Source organism: Nostoc sp. C117, from assembly GCF_043099735.1.
Lineage (GTDB): Bacteria > Cyanobacteriota > Cyanobacteriia > Cyanobacteriales > Nostocaceae > Nostoc.
In genome coordinates this window covers 128,314-148,136 of record NZ_CP170992.1, presented here as the reverse complement: position 1 = coordinate 148,136, position 19,823 = coordinate 128,314, and the positions used below count along the sequence as shown (strand labels likewise).

At 39.6% G+C, this 19,823-nt stretch carries 22 protein-coding genes; 21 read left to right on the top strand and 1 reads right to left on the bottom strand.

Features of this window, described 5'->3' with window-relative positions:
* Positions 1-3 precede the first annotated feature (3 nt).
* The 19 genes from ACFG4S_RS34455 (at position 4) to ACFG4S_RS34365 (ending at position 14,746) form a co-directional block, all read left to right on the top strand.
* Positions 4-804 carry a hypothetical protein gene (locus ACFG4S_RS34455; RefSeq protein WP_392536194.1) on the top strand — a complete coding sequence of 267 codons (801 nt, stop codon included), beginning with the start codon at positions 4-6 and terminating at the stop codon, positions 802-804.
* A gap of 14 nt (positions 805-818) precedes the next feature.
* Entirely contained in the window at positions 819-1,670 is an 852-nt protein-coding gene (locus tag ACFG4S_RS34450) for a hypothetical protein (protein ID WP_392536193.1), read from the top strand.
* A 145-nt stretch (positions 1,671-1,815) separates the two neighbouring features.
* Positions 1,816-3,060 carry an AAA family ATPase gene (locus ACFG4S_RS34445; RefSeq protein ID WP_392536192.1) on the top strand — a complete coding sequence of 415 codons (1,245 nt, stop codon included), beginning with the start codon at positions 1,816-1,818 and terminating at the stop codon, positions 3,058-3,060.
* 5 nt (positions 3,061-3,065) lie between these two features.
* The gene (locus ACFG4S_RS34440) at positions 3,066-3,653 is read left to right on the top strand and encodes a hypothetical protein (protein WP_073597673.1); all 588 of its coding nucleotides are present in this window, start codon (positions 3,066-3,068) and stop codon (positions 3,651-3,653) included.
* 391 nt (positions 3,654-4,044) lie between these two features.
* Complete coding sequence (locus ACFG4S_RS34435) at positions 4,045-4,443, top strand: hypothetical protein (protein WP_010994008.1); 399 nt, start codon at positions 4,045-4,047, stop codon at positions 4,441-4,443.
* Positions 4,444-4,465: 22 nt separating this feature from the next.
* A complete protein-coding gene (locus ACFG4S_RS34430; protein WP_392536281.1) occupies positions 4,466-5,017 on the top strand; it encodes a hypothetical protein in 552 nt (183 codons plus the stop codon).
* A gap of 8 nt (positions 5,018-5,025) precedes the next feature.
* Complete coding sequence (locus ACFG4S_RS34425) at positions 5,026-5,274, top strand: hypothetical protein (protein WP_392536191.1); 249 nt, start codon at positions 5,026-5,028, stop codon at positions 5,272-5,274.
* Positions 5,275-5,276: 2 nt separating this feature from the next.
* The gene (locus tag ACFG4S_RS34420; RefSeq protein WP_392536190.1) at positions 5,277-5,495 is read left to right on the top strand and encodes a hypothetical protein; all 219 of its coding nucleotides are present in this window, start codon (positions 5,277-5,279) and stop codon (positions 5,493-5,495) included.
* Positions 5,496-5,505: 10 nt separating this feature from the next.
* Entirely contained in the window at positions 5,506-6,348 is an 843-nt protein-coding gene (locus ACFG4S_RS34415) for a phage terminase large subunit family protein (RefSeq protein ID WP_392536189.1), read from the top strand.
* Positions 6,349-6,352: 4 nt separating this feature from the next.
* Complete coding sequence (locus ACFG4S_RS34410; protein ID WP_392536188.1) at positions 6,353-6,919, top strand: hypothetical protein; 567 nt, start codon at positions 6,353-6,355, stop codon at positions 6,917-6,919.
* 22 nt (positions 6,920-6,941) lie between these two features.
* On the top strand, positions 6,942-7,430 hold the full coding sequence (locus ACFG4S_RS34405) for a hypothetical protein (RefSeq protein ID WP_045873784.1): 489 nt from the start codon (positions 6,942-6,944) through the stop codon (positions 7,428-7,430).
* Positions 7,430-7,771 (top strand): hypothetical protein, encoded by a 342-nt coding sequence (locus ACFG4S_RS34400; RefSeq protein ID WP_392536187.1) that lies wholly within the window; start codon positions 7,430-7,432, stop codon positions 7,769-7,771. The genes ACFG4S_RS34405 and ACFG4S_RS34400 overlap by 1 nt, the downstream gene beginning before the upstream one ends.
* A 4-nt stretch (positions 7,772-7,775) precedes the next feature.
* Entirely contained in the window at positions 7,776-8,426 is a 651-nt protein-coding gene (locus ACFG4S_RS34395) for a M23 family metallopeptidase (protein ID WP_190982635.1), read from the top strand.
* A 26-nt stretch (positions 8,427-8,452) separates the two neighbouring features.
* On the top strand, positions 8,453-9,280 hold the full coding sequence (locus tag ACFG4S_RS34390) for a lysozyme (protein WP_392536280.1): 828 nt from the start codon (positions 8,453-8,455) through the stop codon (positions 9,278-9,280).
* A gap of 9 nt (positions 9,281-9,289) precedes the next feature.
* Positions 9,290-11,470, top strand: coding sequence for a DNA translocase FtsK (locus ACFG4S_RS34385; protein ID WP_392536186.1), 2,181 nt, complete (start codon positions 9,290-9,292; stop codon positions 11,468-11,470).
* Positions 11,460-11,924 carry a hypothetical protein gene (locus ACFG4S_RS34380; RefSeq protein WP_190970514.1) on the top strand — a complete coding sequence of 155 codons (465 nt, stop codon included), beginning with the start codon at positions 11,460-11,462 and terminating at the stop codon, positions 11,922-11,924. Before ACFG4S_RS34385 ends, ACFG4S_RS34380 begins: the two co-directional genes overlap by 11 nt.
* A 21-nt stretch (positions 11,925-11,945) precedes the next feature.
* A complete protein-coding gene (locus ACFG4S_RS34375; protein ID WP_190970513.1) occupies positions 11,946-12,425 on the top strand; it encodes an ATP-binding protein in 480 nt (159 codons plus the stop codon).
* 270 nt (positions 12,426-12,695) lie between these two features.
* A complete protein-coding gene (locus tag ACFG4S_RS34370; RefSeq protein WP_392536185.1) occupies positions 12,696-13,961 on the top strand; it encodes a hypothetical protein in 1,266 nt (421 codons plus the stop codon).
* 278 nt (positions 13,962-14,239) lie between these two features.
* Positions 14,240-14,746: a hypothetical protein gene (locus ACFG4S_RS34365; RefSeq protein ID WP_392536184.1), complete on the top strand. Its 507-nt coding sequence runs from the start codon at positions 14,240-14,242 to the stop codon at positions 14,744-14,746.
* 85 nt (positions 14,747-14,831) lie between these two features.
* On the opposite strand, the gene ACFG4S_RS34360 is transcribed toward ACFG4S_RS34365, so the two are convergent.
* Complete coding sequence (locus ACFG4S_RS34360) at positions 14,832-15,284, bottom strand: helix-turn-helix domain-containing protein (RefSeq protein ID WP_190970510.1); 453 nt, start codon at positions 15,282-15,284, stop codon at positions 14,832-14,834.
* Between the two features lie 516 nt (positions 15,285-15,800).
* Here ACFG4S_RS34360 and ACFG4S_RS34355 point away from each other — a divergent pair.
* Together ACFG4S_RS34355 and ACFG4S_RS34350 are read left to right on the top strand one after the other, a co-directional pair.
* Complete coding sequence (locus tag ACFG4S_RS34355) at positions 15,801-16,985, top strand: hypothetical protein (protein ID WP_392536183.1); 1,185 nt, start codon at positions 15,801-15,803, stop codon at positions 16,983-16,985.
* Positions 16,986-17,539: 554 nt separating this feature from the next.
* Positions 17,540-19,735 (top strand): hypothetical protein, encoded by a 2,196-nt coding sequence (locus ACFG4S_RS34350; protein ID WP_392536182.1) that lies wholly within the window; start codon positions 17,540-17,542, stop codon positions 19,733-19,735.
* The last annotated feature ends 88 nt before the right edge of the window (positions 19,736-19,823 follow it).

The window sequence follows — 19,823 nt, the reverse complement described above, 5'->3', positions numbered from 1 at the left end:
TGCATGGATGCCATTGAAGATTCCTCAACATTGTGGACTTTATTATCTAGACCTGGATGGGAGATTAAGCCGAACCCAGTAAAGCATTTACTCAAAATTAAAGCTCCTAACTACCAGGAAGCATTAATACTTTATACTAACTATCGAAAATTTCTAGCGACGTGGGCAGCGTCTCTCAACTGTACCTGTGCTTTGATTGGAATTCAGGGGATGCGCGGATCTGCATTTAAAATTCTTGCAGCAACGCCAGCATCGCAGCAGAAGTTATACGAAGACTTAATTTTTGCGAGCTTACAAAAGTCGGTTCGTTTTGAATCTGATGGACTTGCCGGAAGCGATCGCTACTTTGAGGATAATATCTACGAATCTCCAGGCTTTTACATTGCCGAAACTTTTTTGTACCCTGAACTCAGACCAATTGTTGATGAAGTATTTTCAAACCCAGACAAGAAACTTGCTCTAACACGAATGTCTGACAATTTTCAATTGATCGTGTCTGCATCAGCAGCACGGGCAATGAGTTCTGACTCACAAGATGTGGTACGTCGTCGAACCACAGATTTTTGGCACGCTAGAGACTACCAGATTTTTATACAGAAGTTTAAGCAAGACGGTAGCACAGGTTTTGAAATCACTTACCAGGCAACGACAAATCTGCCCAAGACTAACCCTTTAGCAGCGTGGGCACAGTTTACTACGAGCTATAGGTTTTTTGAGATTGATGTAGGCGGGTACAGGGAAGTGTATCGTTTGGGCGAAGGTAAGGATATTACACCCATCAGTCGTCCCAAGGTTGTTTCATAATATAGTGAGGTTTTATGGCAGTAAGATTCCTAGAAAATAAGGGCAGTGGCAACATCCTAGAGATTAGTAAAGCTAGGCTTTTAGAACTTACTCCTAATGTTTATCCCCTTACTTGGGAAGCGATTCTTTCAGGTAAAGGTGATAGTGTAGCTATTTTGGGTGCAGGTTTTGCCGAACGTGAAGTTTTTTTTGGTTTTGACGGAGTTGACTTGACGCGCTACCAACTTCCGACAATTGACTGTTACGACATTGCTACTCATCCACCAGAAAAGTTTTTAGCTTTACGCAGCCAATACCCAAATCTACAGTTAAATTATTTTTGCGATCGCAATCTAGCAGAACTTGAACTGACAAAACTTTACGCTCCTAAAACCTTACGGTTAATTTCAGTACATGGAGTGTTAGATTATTTACAAGCAAATGCCGTTATGCGGTTGTTACTCGATATAGTGAAGGTGCAACCGGAGGCAATATCAGTGCGGCTATTTTTAATTGGAAACCCGTGGTCGCGGAATTTTGCAAGTACAAATCAGTTAGCTGAGGAAGTAAAATCAATTGAAATTATTACAAGTAGTTTGGTTGAACCAATTGATTTTAATCTATTTTGTCGTACAGGTATTGTTAGATTAGATATTTCAGATGAAGATAAAATTGCACATAATTTATTACCAACATATGGTGCCTCCCATATAATCCCTGATAAGTTAGTTGGATATCTTAAAACTCAAGGATATCAACTTATAACAAGCGATGTGTACTCACTTACTAGTCAAGATTTACAAGGATATGAATCACAACATTCTAATCTTAATGAAGATGAATGTACGAATTATCCGCACGGAATATTGTTATTTTTCAAACGATAAAATAGCTAGTTCCATAAAATTCATAGGTGTAATTAACTAAATTTATCTAAAAGCGCAGTTAAAGAAATAATGTTAATAATTAAAGTAAGGTTATCTAATTTATAAGAGGTTATTTGATAAGTATAAAATTGTTTAGGAGAGCAAAATGTTAAAAGAACTTCACCTCCAGCAAGTTGGCCCTGCTGCCCACTTTGATGTCGCATTTGCCGATAGGCTCAATATATTTACAGGTGATAATGGTTTAGGTAAAAGTTTTTTACTAGATATCGCTTGGTGGGTGATGACTACAAATTGGGCGGAGCAACCAGCGTACCCACAGCGAGTCAGAGGTGAAAATCCGCAAATTACAGGAATAGTTAGCAATAAAAAAGATATAAGAGAATATCAGAGTTACTTTGATTTTTCTGAACAAAAATGGCGTAGTTTACAAATGCCTCCTTTATTAAAAGAGGTCGTTATTTATGTACGGGTTGATGGTAGTTTTTCTGTTTTTGACCCAGCTCGCCAACGCGATATTGCTTATAATTTTAATCCAAATACACTCTGGAATGGATTAAAATTAAAAAATAAAGTTCTTTGTAATGGTTTAATTCAAGATTGGGTAACATGGCAAAATCAACCAAATAAATATCCATTTCAACTATTTTCTAATGTTATTAAAAAACTTGCACCTCACCCTTCAGAATGGATAGAAGTGGGAGAATCAACGCGAGTTTCTATTGAAGATGTGCGCGATATTCCTACTGTTAACCTACCTTACGGGAATGTTCCTGTCACTCAAACATCAGCCGGAATGAAGCGTATTCTGGGACTAGCTTATTTACTAGTGTGGACTTGGTACGAACATAAAAAAGCTGCTGAATTACGGCAACAAAAGCCAGTAAATCAGATAGTTTTACTAATTGATGAAATTGAATCTCATTTACATCCTCGTTGGCAGAGAGTGATTTTACCAGCTATTTTAGCTGTAGTGAAAGAATTACAACCCAGAATGAAGATACAGGCTTTAGTAACTACTCATTCTCCTCTTGTTCTTGCTTCCTTAGAGCCAAATTTTAATGAGGAAGAAGATCAACTATTTTTATTTAAATTACAAGATAGAGAAGTTAGCCTTGATGAAGTACCTTGGTCAAAACAAGGGGATACAGTTGGATGGTTAACCTCTGAAATTTTTGGTCTCAAACAAGCCCGTTCCAAAGAAGCAGAAATCGCAATTGAAGCAGCAGAGGCTTGGATGCGTAATGATGATATGAATGCGTTTCCAGAACACTTGAGAAGACCAACACAAATCCATCAGGAACTTCAAAGAGTTTTACCAGGACATGACCCATTTTGGCCCCGTTGGATAGTTACAACGGAGAAAAGAAATTTTGGGTTATCAGAGGTATAACACAGATGATGCCATTTAATCCTCCTCCAGAACCGCCTGATTTTGATGAAAAAGTGCGACAACCGGGAAATACTTGGTTGGAAAAAAATCCTGATCCCAAAAAAGGAACCAGAGATTATTGGTCGCCTTTCAAAAGTTATTTAGCCGATGGATTTAATAATCTTTGTGGCTATAGCGTTATGTATGAACCAGTTGGGACAGTAGATCATTATCGCAGCCGTGAAAATTATCGCAATTTAGCTTATGAATGGAGCAATTTACGCTTTGCTTCTGCTTGGATTAATAGTAGTAAAGGTACGCTTGACGACCAGGTGCTTGATCCTTTTGATTTGGGAGAAGATTGGTTTGAAATTTTACTTCCTTCCCTACAATTAGTATTAACAGATAAAGTTCCTCCGCAACAACTTCAAAGGGCAGAATTTACTTTGGAACGGTTGCGGTTACGGGATGACGAAAGAGTCTTGCGCCAGCGTCAACAATGGTATCAACTTTATTTGGATGGTGATTTGACTCTACAAGGATTAGAGAAAAAAGCCCCTCTGATAGCTCGCGCGGTAAAGAAACAGCAGCAGGCTATTTCTCAACAAGGGTAAGCTTTGCAGTTATTAGATTGTGAAGGCAAGTATTTTCATAACATGAGACTGCAAGATAAATGGGTAAAAGTTCGATGAACTTCTCACAGGCTATTAAGTCCCATATTTCGTTATATATTTCTGTTAGAGTAATTTTTTATTAAAAGAGTATTTTTTTTATTGTTTTTACTCATATATACAAACGTGCTTGCATTATCAACAGGCAGTATGTAACTTGGCTAGTGTGCAGTTTATTTGGAGATAGGTTGAACTATAGATGTATTTGAGTTGAGCTATACCTGTACTAAACTGGCATATTTGGTAAATTACTTTTTAATCTACAAACAATCTAGTAATGTGCTAGTTTAATTCGCTTCTCATTGATGTTGTCTTTCACTTGGAATTGAGTTTGATGATATGTGAAAACGTTATTTACACCCAAAAAACACTTGCCGAAAGGTACGGGATTTCAATCTCTGCTTTACAAAAGTGGTATCCCTATGCCGGTATAGTAAAACCGCGAAAGCGGGGAGGATATTTTGATGCAGCAACAGTTGAGATTGCTGATGTTTTCTACGTTGCTACCAAAATTCGGCGGTTGACGTATAAGGAATATTTACAGCAAGTAATTCCTGCTGGTGGCTTAGATGCTTATTTACAAAAAGTTAATGGCTTAACCCTTTATAACTTTTTAACCAAGCATATATCTGATGAAGAAAAAAACAACCCAATTGTGCAATCAGTAATTAGGAGAATTGAGCGCAATGAAGCATATCAACAAAGTGGCAGAGACTTTGCAGGTGTCGCCTGATGTAGTACGTACCTGCTGTCGGTTGTTAGATTTAGCTTTGCAACCAAATGATACGCTTGACGAAACTGTTGAACAGCAATTAGTTCAACTCAAAGAGATAGCCTCTCGTGAAGGTATGTCCTTGGAAGAAGCTGCCCAGCACTTGATTGCAATGCGCGATCGTAAATCAGAAGTAGGCGAACATAAGTTCGACAAGCGCGAGTATATTAAACAGCGATTTGGCGTAGACCCAGAACAAGCTTCCCCTGATAGTTTTGTAGGAATACTTTACCGGGATGCAGACAGGGGTATTCAGTTAGGAGAATTACGCCATAAAGTGGTGCTTGAATCTTCCACACTTGCTCTAGAAGAATTTGTTTTTCATGGCAGTAGTTCGCTGGCTGAAGGTAATACTTCCGTTGCGGCTGGTTACGACCAGGCGCAAGAGCGAATCAATTCGCGCATTGATAACGATTTTTTCGGCAAGGTGAACTGGGGGGAAGAGACTCATCCACTGTTGATCGGTACATCGACACCGCAGCCGAGACAGTTGAAGTCCTCGCAGCCGAAAACCGGGCAATCTCTGAAGAAATAGTAGCTCAGATGCTACCCATCTGCTATCGAATGCGGGATGAGAGTTTACTTAATTTGAGAAAAACATCTACCCAAGCAGTTGGTATAAATTTACTTTCGGTAGTAGCTGGTACTGTAGTTGGGACATGGGTAGCGATTCCCCCAACGCAGGATAAACAGGAGATTTACAGCATCCAGCCAATTTTGGTAGGTGTATGCATAGGTGAATTAGTTGGTTTGATTCTGGCACTAGTAGTTATTTGGTTTACCAGGGAGTAAGTATGAGTGCAGCATTTGACTTTTTGGTTAACACTGCGGGTGGTTTGTTGATGAACCTGGGTGTTTCTGGGATGGTGGGACAACTATTGGGAGTGGGAGTCACGCTTGCCTTGCACCCTCTGTTACTACTAACCGGAATAGTTGTGGGTGGTGCAGGAATTGCGATCGCACGCGAGTTAAACAAGCGCCCTCAGTTGCAGTTGGTTGTTGATAATACGTGAGGGGTAAATTATGTTTACTCCTACACCTGTACGAAATAAACAACCAAGTCGAAGAAGACAAAAGGTAAATGTTACCTTGTGGACGGTTTGTTCGACTGTTAGTGCGTTGTCTGTTATTGGGGCGGTTGCATTAATGGTTGGATGGAAGCAACAAATTCCAGGTAATCAGATATCGGAGGTACAGCAAGTAAAGGCGCAAGTTGCCCAAATTCGAGAAGTGTACTTAGAAAAGCTTTCCCGTACTGACTACAATATAGACCATCTGTCCAGTTACTCCTCAGTAGAGGGTGCGCCTACTCTTACAGGCTGGCGACAGTTAGCGGCGGCATTGTGGGGACAGCAATTGCGGGGTGAAATATCCAGAATGCAAGCTAATGAGAAATCTGGGTTTTACCGCCTACACTATATGCCAGCACTAGAGATAGTTAAATTCAATTCGCTGGATGTTTTACTAGAAGCGGCTTCTGGAAATAATAGTTTTTACTGGGGATACCGCAAAACCGATGGTACGAAAGTTGAGGAGAAGATACCAACCGGGGCTGCTGCTGTTTTGATTTTGGGTAAATTAGAGGCGATTGATTACGCCCAGAATTTGGAATCTCAACCATCGGTCGATCTCAATCAAATGCTAATTCAGATTAGGAATGCTCAAGAACCATACTCGCTTGCACAGGCGCAGTTATTACGGGCGCGGGGGTATTTAGATCCAGTAGAGCAGATGGCACAGGTGGCAGATATCCGCGAGAAAATACGCCAGAAGGAGGAGGAAAGGCGAATATATCTCCAACAAATGAAGAAGCAATTACCTAATCCAATTCCTAATAAAAAGCCTGTTAATAAATCAGGGGAGTGATGTCATGTATGTCAAGTTTGCTGCTGCGATAATTTGCATAGCTTTGTGTTCGCTCAATGTTGTAGCGGCAGTCAAACGTACCCCTATTCGTACTACTCTGGAAGGTTCAACTCGGACAACGGTTGAAATGATGCCATCTCCCAATTCAGGAGTGCATTGGATGAGTGCAGTTATATTTCTGGCTGGGTTTGCTTGTTTCTTAAGTTGGGGAATTTCTGACTATAACAATGCAGTTGAAGAAACAGATGAAGTTTCTGAGAACTTGGGAAATTCTGGCAATCAACAACTTCATGCTGGTGTTCCTAATACTGATATTCAGCCTTCTTTAATCCCCCCAGTTTCGCCTCCTGGGATGAGATTTAATAACGAGTTTTCTGCTAAAAATATTGTTCAATTTTCTCCTCGTTCTGCTGTTTCTGGATTAGGGCGAGTAGATAGTAGTCAGTTTGTTGAAGATGGAGTACAAAATCAAACTGGAATGTTATCTCCAGAAGAGTTTTACGCTCAACTTCAAGATGAAGATTTTTGGGAAGATACTAACTCTCAAATAAATAATAAACCCGCCAGCTAGTTAGTTAATTTGAGGTCATATTATGAGTAGAAATCAACGCCGTAATTTTGATGTTGATTATTCTGAAGGTGGAGCAATTGTGCCTGCCAATCGGTTGCAAAATATGTTGCAGCAGGTACAGCAAGGAGGAATGGTAAATCAGCAACCTAGCGTTTCTCCTATGACCACTTATGATACTCAACCTGTAGAAGTTAGGTATATTAATGCACCTACTGCTTATAAGCCGAGAGTTCCTCAGATAGAAATTCCTTACATTGAGACTTGGAAAGCACATAGGTTGCATCCACAAAATCCCTGGAGATTTGGCTGGTATCCAGTATATTTTTTATCTGATGTAATTAAATCTCCTGTGGGTGTCGCTGCTGTAGGAGTGTGGTTATTAATAATGCTGTTGAATTTTCTCCTGAATGGCAGTTACACCGGGCCAGGATATGCAGCTGGCAAAAAGATTGAAGTTGTACCCAAAGAAGTTCCTTCTTTTGCCCTGCCTGTGGTTAAACAATTGGAATAATGTCGGTAAAGGCAATTTTTTGGTTCGTACTGCTGGTATGGATTGCAGATATCTTGCAACCGGGGTATTTGCAGTTTTATAACTGGCGTAATGCTGTGGCGTTGGCACAAAAGCTTCACTTTTTATCGCCGACTGCTGTTTCTACTGCTGCACCTAGTGTGAATATATCTTCTAATCCTGTCTCTACGCGCTATTCCCCTAAAGTTAAGGAATCTGCAACATCCGGAGATGGACTAAATTCTCCTGATTGCCGTGTAGCTCAGAATGATTTTGAAGAATTATTAAGTACTGCAAAGATTGGTTGTTGGCAGGTTTCTCCTGCTAATGCAAAAAGGCGTTGAGGCAATGCGAATAATCTTTGAAACTGACGGTAAAAAGGAGGTTAGTAATTCGACTGTAACTAGTTTGGATGAGACAGCCGATACTAATTCGAGTGAAAGTTGGAGATATGCGATCGCAACCTCAGTTGTCATTGCAGCTATGGTCATTCCCCAGGTTTCTGGATGGATTGAATCTCAATTGTTAGTTAAATCTCTCCAGAATCTAATACTACCTAGAACTGTTGTTAGTAATAAGGTTTTAAATAACGGTCGAATTGCCTTTCCTACTGCGGCTGGTACTCCTGTAACTAGTGAATTTGGTTGGCGGACACATCCCATTACAGGCGATCGCAAGTTTCACAGGGGAATTGATTTTGGCGCAGCCAAGGGTACGCCAATTTATGCAGTTGATGCTGGCCGAGTAGTTTTTGCGGGTGACAAGGATGGTTACGGCAAAGCAGTTGTTATTCAGCATCAGGGAAGTTTATCTACTCTCTACGGTCATGCCAGTCAGCTGTATGTACAGCAGGGACAACTTGTTGTCCGTGGGCAGATGATTGCAGCAGTAGGTAGTACGGGGTTTTCGACGGGGCCACATTTACATTTTGAGGTTCAGATTAATGGTGTACCGCAGAACCCCCGCCCTTATTTACACGAATATTTAGCAAACCGTTGAAAGTTATTTGGTTATTGGCAAGAGCAATGCAAATTGTGCCGATTTTTATATCAGGTGTAGTTGGTGCAGCCGGCTCTGTTGCATTTTCCTATGGAGTAGCTTCACTGCCATGTGGATTGGTATCCAAGGGTGCAGATACTGTTTGTCAAGTGCGTAGTTTAGGTAAGGCAGTTGATAGTTGGAAATTTGGGTTTATTGTTGGTGGTTTAGCAAGATTGATTTTCAGTCCTCGTCGTCAATTTATATCCCGGTTTCAACCCATTCATTTGTCAACTGCTTCTTTAATTACTTTAGGCATTTATTTCTCAATTTCTCAAGGTAATAGTGTTTCTTCATTGTCGTCAAATAGTTTAAGAAGCAGAGTTAATACAAGTGATTACTCACCACATCTTTATTCACCACGTTTGAGTGCTTTTTTAGCAACAATTCGTTGGGCAGAAACAGGAACCAGTGAGTCAGAAAGTTATCGCAAGTTAGTATTTAACGGAACTTTTAATGATTTTTCTACACACCCGTTAAAGAAACAGTGCGCTCCTATTAATGGTAAAAATGTTTGTTCAACTGCGGCTGGTGCTTATCAAATGTTGGATATAAGTTGGTATGACCTTCAGCCAAAGTTAAACTTAAAAGATTTTAGTCCAGCTTCTCAGGACAAGATGGCAATTGAATATATTCGTCGTAATAATGCTTTAAGTGACATTGAAGCAGGAAGGTTTGATACTGCTGTATGCAAAGTAGGTAGAATTTGGGCTTCGTTTCCTTGTAATAATTACAATCAAAATGCGAAATCAATTGCTCAATTAAGAACTTACTATCAGCAACATTTACAGAAGTTTGAAATTTCTAAAAAGTGAAACTTAGTAATGTTACTACCATACAATAACACTAATGGTAATACTGAAATTCAAAAACAACAGCTTTGGACTGCAATTGTACAGGCCAAACAAGATGGTTTGAGCAATGAAGAGATTGTAGAGAATGTACGGGAAGCTTTACCGGACGCAATGGTTTTTTATGCTGAAACTGTTTTAAAGCAGATTGACTTTAGAGCAAAATTATCACGTCCAGTTGTTGAATTTAACTTAGAATTTTTATTTCAGGTAATATACGAATCAGTAATTGCAGGTACAAACGATGATGAAATATTATCAATATGTGCAGAACACTGTACTTTAAATCAGTACGAGTTTGTACGTTATGCACTTGAATATATCCATCTCAACCGAATGCCATCACAGTGGGAGCAAAATAACGTCTATCAAAAAATGATTGAGATAGTTAGTAGCTCGCCAATTGAATCTTTATTTGAATATATAGAGTCCATCAAAAATATCTATCTCAAGCATATTGGCTATGAAGTAGTACAGCACAATCTTTATAATTTATTTTTGAGCAATAAAGAAACTATTTATTTTACTGATTTGGCGAATAAATCAAGAGATAAATTTATTAAAAACTATTGCTGCCGAACGGCAGTGCTTGTTGCGCGTGCCACAGGTAAACCATTAGATTTAAAAGTGACAGGTGATGGCTCAATTCTTTTAAAAGAGCCTAAATATTTAGATAGAAATACTGGTGCGAATGAGATAAATAATTCACAAAATTTAACTATGGGGCAAGCAGGAAAACTATTAGTTGATACTTTAGAAGATTTTAATATTAATGCTAAGTATGTTGATGCCAAAAATGGCCCTACTTTTAACCGTATTAGGGTAAAACTGGGACGGGGTGTTAGTTACAAGAAAGTAGAAGACATAGGTAATGACTTAGTACAGCAGCTTGGTGAAGAATTAGGCTTGAAAGTTGCGCCAATGGTGAGTGTAGTGCCTGGGGGAGTTGTATTTGACATACCTCGGTTAGACAGACAATTTGCTTATTTTCGTGATTACTTTACTTTTGACGGCGAACCTGACATTTATTCGGTATCTATCCCCGGTGGTGTTGATGTTGATGGCACTTATGTCGAAATCCCCCTTTATAGCGATAACGTGACTCATATCCTGGGTGGTGGGCGGACGCGGGGTGGAAAATCCCAGTTTGAGAAAGCCGCAATCTTATACTTAGTGCGACGATATCCCCCTTCTGTTGTGCGATTGGCACTTTCAGATGTTAAACGTGTGACCTTTGGTAAATTTGATGGGCTTCCCCATCTTGTAGCCCCAGTTGCGCGTGATGCAGAGTCTACCGCTAACTTGCTTGATTACTTGGTCGAAGAAATGGAATTGCGCTACCAGGAATTTGAGCGTCACAGCAGTATTGAAACCATCTCACAGTACAATTCACGGTTCGCGCCTGATTGCATCATGCCACGAGTAATTTGTCTAATTGACGAGTGTTTTGACCTACTTTCTGATGATAACTATTGCGATCGCATTGAGACTGCGCTGATGAAGTTGCTTGCAAAAGCGGGTGGTGCGGGGATTCATGTATTGTTATATACTCAACGACCTGACAAAAATGTGATAGACCCGTTGATTCGCTCAAACTTTCCAGCGAAGACAGCCTTTGTTACAACCCGTCCTGAAGATAGTTGTATTATCCTGGGGGACGATAAAGATAAGCGTGCAGTTTATTTGCTGGGATACGGTGATTTTTTGTACAAGACGACTGAAGTTTTACGACTCCAAGCTTTATATGTTGCTGACGATGAAGACCTTGAATACTTCCAGCAATTACTCTTGGAAGCAAAAAACCATAACGATCCTTATACAGCATGGAAATCTGGGTTAGATTTTGATGAATTTGTCGCTAGTCTGTATGGCGAGAGTAGTAGTAATGATAATGGTAAATTTAAAGCCACTACTGCTACTAAAACTAAGCAATCTAAGACTGATTTTGAGAGCAGTTTTAGTTTTAAGGTGCAACTTGACGAAGAAGCAAGAAACTCAATTATGAATTTGCATCAAAAGGACTATCAACTTGATGAAATTGTCAAAGCAGTATTCAATTTATCCCGTCAAGATGGTAGGTCATACAAGAAATTTAGAAACGTTGTCGAAGAATTTTTAAATAACTTTAAAGGTGGCGTTGAAGATGATATTTGAACTAACCATGCCTTTACCGCCTTGTATGAACGAAATTATTAACCAGGCACGGTCAAGTTGGCAAGCTAGTGCTGAACTTAAGAAGTATTGGACAAACTTAATTGGTGAATTTGTTAGAGAATGTGAATTTTGTTTTGATAGTACAGTGTGGATTGAGTTTCATTGGTATCTCAAAAATTTTGCACGAGATAGTGATAATGTAGCTGCTGCCGCTAAATTTATTATGGATGGGCTAGTTACAGGGCGAGCAATTCGTAACGATAATCTGACAGTTATCCAATCACCTGTTGTACATTACTATCATCGCAGTAGTGGTGATGATGGTGTGCTATTAAGACTTTCACAATCACCTGATTTTTTATTAGATAATTTTATTGTATCTAACAAATTTTCTAGAAAAAGTTTAGAAAGACACAAGCAAAAAATCACACATTTAATCTCAAGCCAATTGTAGTTTCTCTAAAGGAGAATAGTAATGTTACGTTATAAAGAATATACTTGGTTGATTGGTGAACTAAATGCAGGCAAGAATGTTAATTTATGGGGTAAACAGGATATTGGTAAGACTTTTACTGTTAAAAACTGTTTACTTAAAGATATTACTTTAAAGTCTGTTTATCTTAATCTTGAATATCCTTTTAGTGTGGTTCATCTATTTGATGTTATTCCTATGAGTTTTGATTTGTACTACCAGCAGGATTGGCAAAATATAATAAGCGAATTATCTGATGGATTAAATAGATTACTTGTAATTGATAATTTTGATAGGTTGCACTTTGTGAGCGATAGTTTTAGCAATGATTTATTGAGATTACAACAGTTGGCTCAACTAGAAAATTTTTCTTTACTATTAATATCTCGGCTGCCGCTAAGATGTTTTCATTTTACGGGTTTTGCTAACTGTTTTGAAGAATTGGAATTAAACGAAACTAATACTTGGACTTTTGGAAAGTAGATATGTTATTTCTATATATTGTGATTTGGTGATATTTCAGTTCGGGTAGATTGTTGTTTTAAGCAACAAAGCAAGTTCGACTCTTGCTATCACCATTGGGAATGAAACTACTACTGAGACTGAAAATTAACGAGTACATATCTATTAAATAGTTGTGGAATTGTTAATAGAGTAAGGGGTAGGTTAGTAGTGTAGTTCTCAGCAAATCCCAATTTGTGCCGGGGCGGGAGTAATTAAAAACCTTGTGACCTGCATTTGGAGGGATGAATTATGTTCAAGAAGTTTGCGTTTAATTGCTTGAGGAATTTTAATGCTGCTTTTGGAATGGTGTCTTTGACTGCTATTGCTTTAGGCACTGTAGCAACTTTTTCTGGTTTGGGCTTATTGTACTTAGCTAGGGGCGGATTCCCAATAGTTGAGAAAGAACGCTCTGAACAAATTGCCTATATTGGCACTGGTGCTATTGTATTGGGCTTTACCGGAATTATTCTTGCTTCCTTGGGCGGTGCTTTCTTAAGCATTGTTGAAGAATCGGAGGAAACTAATTCGAGTAGAGAAACTGCAAAAATAGCTGACATAAAACCGCTTGTATTAACAAAAGCTGAGAACTCTGAAAAATCTGATTGTCTGCCTTTAATTTACACTTACAAGGTGATGAATTTTGAGGGACATCCTGATTCAAAGTGCTTGGTTGTTTCTAGATTTGAGGAAGAACCATATCGGAAATTCCTACTTTACGAAGAACTACGTTCTCACCAAATTGACGACTTGGCAGTAATCTATGATGAAACCGATCCAGACAGATTAATTGGACAAACATTCTCCTCATATAAACCTTTACCTTATGAAGCTTTAGAGGAGCATTTAGATATACACCGACGCTATATTAATGCAGTTAATAGCGAAGAATTTAGTTCTTGCTATTTACAAGTATGTGCTGGGTGTAAGTTACTGCATGGTGCCAATAATATTGTTTGTGGGATTCATCCATATGGATGGTTTGAAAATAGTTGCTGCCCAGATAAGCAATGGGATGAACGTAAGGCATTGTTTCCATTTGAAGATGATGCTGTTGTCGAAAAGTTAAATAGAGAAATATCGTCCAATCAAGCGAATATTTACAAATTTTACGGCAATCTTATCTTGTGGGATGAATACGCTAACCGTAGGTTTTCTTTTTCCTATTCCGGTATCTTGCTTAAACATTCTGACAGACTGCTTGAGCTTGGTATGGAAGCAACACTTCTTTCTTACATCCAGTATTTCCGTACTCGAAATGTAGTGGTCTTTGACTACGTAGCAACAGGACGAGTTTTAGAGTTTGCAAAGGAACTCAAGGGCATAGCTCAAATCGAAGTTGATGGTGATGAAATATCTATCTTTTTTGATATATATGCGCCCTGTCATCGCTTTCGTCGTGATGGTGTATCGCTACATCCTTACTCAACTTTTGTTCCTCAAGAACTTAGATATAACTACAACTTGGTTAGCTACGTTAACTACCTTAAGAGTAAAAAATCTGGAGTTTTGAGATGAATAAGGAAGTTTCTAAAAGCTGCGAGTACAAGCCGGAAAAATCGCATTTCGCATTTTTGCAATTTCTGTATCTTGAACTGATAATTTCTCCAATTTAACAACTGCAAATTTTGGAAAACTTAGTTCATCTAATTGCTTAAAAAGGCAATTTACCCTCCTTCCTCCTGCCATTGGTTGGAATAGGTATAAAAGCTTTCACTCAGTACGGGGGTTTCCCCCGCTACTGGGTGGTAAGCCGCTAAACGCCGCCCATCAGTAATTCATGGAGGAACCACATTATGTCTGCTTTTGCAATATCGCCTTTTGTGCAATCTGTTAACGATGTTTTGTTTCCAATCGAGTTGTTTTTGATGGTCTTCCCAATCTTCTATGTGATATTTGTCCCTGCTCAATCAGTATCACTTCAAGTTAGTAATAGCGTTGGGGTGATTTCTGAAGAGTTGCCTGTTTTGGGAACTCATGGGGATTTGACTGGTGTTGGTGCTGTTTCTGTTCGGGAAGAATTTTCTAAACCAGAATCTTCGATTATTGAAACTGCGCCGCCAGTTGTTGAAACTGGGATTGTAGATGAAGCCAGACAGCTTGTGCTGGTAGACGTTAAGGAAGAAAGGAAAAAGCTTTTGAATTTAGGTGTGCGGAAGCTGCGACAGTTCTGCAAAGAACGCCGAATTCAAGGCTATTCTACCGTCTACAACCGTAAAAAACTCGATGGACTCGTTGACTTTCTGATCGCGCAACAAGTGACCTCTGCTCAAGTGGTCGAGTGTGTGGAAATGCTTGCTTAGAGTGTAATGAAAAGCCTCGGTAAAAACTGGGATTGCAAAACTACTCCCTTGGGCTAGGATAATATTTGCTTGATGACTCTTTCTATTAAGGTTGAGCTTCTAAAATGCGTCCTATACTTCTGGGCGATAGTGTTGGTAAACCTCTCCTAGCGGCTTCTTCTGCTACCTGCATATGGTAGTGGTGCTTGGAACGACTAGGTTTTCGGTTCTTGCTCCATTCGCTAATTTCGACAATTTTGCTTGCCTCTGTACTTTTGCACTTCTTAGGTCTGCCTACGTTGACACCCAATACTTCATTAGCTTTTGCGATCGCCGACTCCTGGGTTTCTGACAAGATGGTACTTGATGTCCATCTTTTCTTCCACTTTGCTATTGAGTTTTCGGTTACACCAATCTCTTGGGCTAAAGCTACATATTTTTTGCCTTCGTTTAGCCCTAGCAGAATTTTCGCTCTTTTGCTAACTTCATCGCTGCTCGTTGCCGCTATGTGTTCTAGTGCTTGTTTTTCAAGAGAATTTAATATATGAAGATGAGGCATCTAAAAATTTACCCCTCTTTACTGTACAATTTTGCCAAATGGAATGAAGCCTGATATACTCTTTTTGTAGCGTTCATTTTTTCTAAAAACCCACCCAAAGCCCTGTTTGCACCAGGGCTTTGAGGAGAAAACAAGCCCACCTGTTAGTAAAACAAGGCGGAACATTGTTTTGTCAATTTAATTAACTAGAGACATCATATCATGAGTTTAGCCAGTTTTACAAATCTTTCTTTCGGTAGATGTATTTTTCCCAAAAATAACACCAAAAAATATCTCTTCAATGAAATTGGTTTTAAATGGGTTAATAATAATAGTTTTCTACTGCAAAAATTCTCTTCGGGAGATTGTTTGATAATTAATTGTTCATTATTTACAAAAATTAATTATTTTCTAATAATATCACTTTCACTGTAGAAAGTGCCATCAGTCCTGCTGCTTGAGTTTTCCTGCTTTCTGCTCAGGCTTTTCAAAATTGAACTTATCTTTTTTAGGCAATTTGTGACCCGGAGTATCAATATGTCTGAGGTGCATAGTCCGGCAATTGTATATATTTCTCCTGCGGAGTTAGTTGTTCATCCGAAGCTGATAGAAATATACGGTGAAAATGAGGTTCGTCCCGCTTTAGAAAAAAGTATCTCGGAAAAAGGGATTCTGGAATCTTTAAAGGTATCTGCACGCACTGGTGTAAATGTAGTCTTAGCAGGTAAGTGTCGTTTGCAGATAGCCCGCCAGTTGGGAATTTCTGCTGTGAAAGTAGAATTTGTCGAGTCTAGTTCGCCTGAAGAAGATTTGAAATTAGTGCTTGATTTTAATCTCCACCGCGAAGGCGGAAAGACTCATTACCAAAAATTTCACGAAGGGCAGTACTGGGAGAGCGTACTTCGTCCCCAAGCGAAAGAAAGACAGAGGGAAAGCGCTCGTCGTTTGAATGAATCGAAGTATTCAAATTTGAACACTTCGATAGATGAGAGTAACTCTCAATTAAATAAGGGCAAACCTGTAATTCGGGAGGTATCAGAGAATCTAAGGATAAGTGTTGGCAGTTATCACAAGGGTAAAAAAGTTTTTGAATATATTTCTCAATTACGGGATTTGCAAAAATTTAAGGCAGTTGTTGCACTGGAGGCGGAATTTAACCGGAGTATTGATGCAGCTTACAAGTTTGTTTGCAATCAAGATATCTGTAACCAGGTTATAGACCTGATTGAAGCAGACGAGATAGGTAGTATAAGTGATGGTATCGCTTGGATGCGGAATGGCGATCGCAATCCGTTTCGGCGTTTCCAAGTTGGTCAAGTATATCAATTTAAGGAAAGACTGCGGCCAGAGTTGGAAATCGTGGGGCGTGTTATTGGTATAACTAATGAATTTGTTGTGTTTGGATTGAGGAATTTAGTAAATATGAACCTAGAAATCGTGAATCTACGTCCGCGACAGATTAATGCGGAGTTGCAAGATGAACCATCTGCTGAACAGAGAGCAAGAATACTTCACTTAATGGAAAAGTTTAGGGATGTTTTTCCAGTTCAGGTATCTTTAGCTGAATTATTAAAACTACCAAATTTAACTGATAAAGAGGAGGTTTTATTACGGATGTATGAGTCTGACGTATTTGAAAAAACTTGGGAGGATTATAAGAACCAAATGCAAGCAATGGAAGTGTCTACAAATAGAAAAAAGGATAATATTCGTGCTGCATAGGTAGCTGTGAGCAGTTAATCTAGCAGAGAATTTATCCCACAATTTAACGTTACCTAATAGATTAGCATCTCAATACTGATTGCAGTACGAGTTCATATTTTGGGTGCTGAACTCGTATGGATATATTTGACTGTTTTTTGTTTTTAAATTCGTTGGTGGAGTGTAATCTCATCTTCACCTATTGTACTAACCTCCGCCAGTTTTTGGTGACACTTTTAGGTGTTACTAGCTTTGCATTCTTATTCCAAAACTATTTTCTAGATTTAGTCACAACTTCGCTAGAACTGACGTATTTAAATAGCTCTCAAAAAAAAGTTGGGTAGCCGCATTGTTGTTGGTGAAGCGTGTTGGACTAAATCTTAGCCTAAGCCTACGTATGTCTAAGCCTAAACAAGTATAACCTCTGTTTGCTTTCAACCATGAGACGATTACCAGTCGCCTCCAACAAGCGGATAACCAACCGCTTAATAAAACAAAAATTTCAAATTTAGGCTAACACATTTTGACCAACAGCGAGGCTACCTGATGCACTAAAACCATCAGGACAGTCACTCATGTTCCAAGAAGATTTCGGGGCAGATGTTGATAACAGGCCCCAATTAAGCCTTTCACAGCCTGTAAAAAAGAAAATCAAACCCCACCTGCCCGCAGAATCTGTGGGTAAACGCTACGTAGAGCGTTTTTGGCATCCATTTGGGGCGATAGTTGCCCCTTCTTTAGTAGAAGGTGCAAAACCAGCATGGCGCACTATCGATCATTACCTGCAACCTTCTCAACTGTGGAAGCTGCACCAAGATAAGTCAAAATTAGTAGGTCTGCGTTTTGACAACACAACCCGTTACGGCACAATCGATTTAGACTGTTTTGGCGACTACCATAACATTGAATCTATAAATCGTATCAAAGCGGCACTAGAGGAAATCGGCATAGTCGATATCGTCATTCTCCAGTCCAGCTTTAGTGGTGGTTATCACTTGATTTTAAACTTTGCATCTCCTCTGCCTACCTTTGCCGTTGCTTGCGCCTTAGAAATTACTTTGAGAAATGCAGGCTTTATTCTGCGCCAAGGACATTTAGAAATCTTCCCCAACACTAAACTATATAGTGCCAAACAAATAACCAACTACAAAGCCATCCGTTGTCCCATGCAACCAGGTAGTGGGTCATTTTTACTTGATGAAGATCTACAACCAATTAGCGACTCCGTTTCTATCTTCCTCGACTATTGCGATCGCGCCGCCAGTCGGCAAGATTTAACCAAATTAAAACGGGTAGCGAACAAAGCCAAAAAACAAATTGCACGGGAGAGATATCGTAAGCAAGAGTCTGCTGATGCTGCACAGTGGCGTGCCAACTGGGAAGAAATAATTGCGATCGGTTGGACAGGACAAGGACAAACAAACACCCTCCTACAAATCTTTGCAGGCTACGGAATCGTCTTTCTAGACTTAAGAGGCGATAAATTAGTCGAATTTTGTCTTTCCACTGCAATTAACGCCCCTGGCTATAAGCAATATTGCCGACACCAACATGAAATCGAAGCTAGAGTACGTCATTGGGTAGGATGCACAATTCGTAACAAATGGTACAGTGCCTACGTTAGTTATCCCGAACGGCTGTTGGGTACATTCGCCAATACATTTGCAGAAGCAATAGCAGGTGTTAGCAGGATTGATCAACCCAAAGATAACGTAATTTCATTTGACCGTCGCCACCAGCAGAATTGGGAACGCAGCCAACAAGCCCAAAGACGCATCCAGATAGTAGTAACAGCAATAGAGTGGGACAGTGGATTACCAGGAGGGGCTACTGAACGGGCAAAAGCTATACGTGCTGAGTATAAACGCCGCTTTAACAAAACTATCTCTCAAGAGACACTACAAAAGCACTTACATTTGTGGCATCCCACACGCTACATTTTAGACCCTTGGGCAGAAAATAGCTTAAACCCTTATCAATCAAGCGAGAACGGGCAATTTTACGAATTTCAAAGCTCATTTGTAAAACACGATACTCAAAATCCTTGTGGAATAAGTAATTACGTTCATTCTTTCTATATGAAGGTCTTTGGCTTACCTCCTGCTGCTACAGCCCCCCAAGGGCTGGAGTCAGCAGAGGAAGTTGCACAACCTGATGTTTCTCAGTCAGACTCAGCTCTAATCCAGTCGGTGGAAAATCTTGAATTCATAAATTCTTTTAATACTGCTGAAATTAATTCAAATCAAACCAGCAATCAATTAGAGAATTCAGTTCATACAAATATTTTACAATCAAATGAATTCAGTTATCATCAGGATTTTATATACCTGTGTAGCTCCGGCACGTCGTCAAAAGTTGATAATCAAAACTTATCTAACACGGAGAATAACGGGCTGGGTGTAGTTTCGATACCTGCTGCGGTTCCACTAGAACAACCACTCCAAAACCCCAACAACGGCTTGCACGGTGCATCTGTTGGTGACGAGACTGCTGATGTTTCCTACCGCATTGAGGAACTCAAGCGAGTGACAAAACTACGGCTAATGGCTTTAACCCAAGCTAGGGCTAAAGTGCGCCAATACTGCGTAATCACGGGACATATTCTCAGCACTCAAGAACGCGATCGCTTAAAGCAACGTGCCAAAATGCAATTCTACCTCGATTCGGGTAACGAAACTCTAATTGCAGAAGCTAAGGAGTGGGCGACTGCCAATCCTGGATGTTTACCATTTTCCTTGGAGTTAGAGAGCGAAAAATTTTGGGAAAGATGAGGGACATCAGGCGGTAAGATGTTCGTTATTTTGGATTTTAACTGCACAAAAAGAGGTGATTCAGCTTTACAGAAGTTATTATACTTGT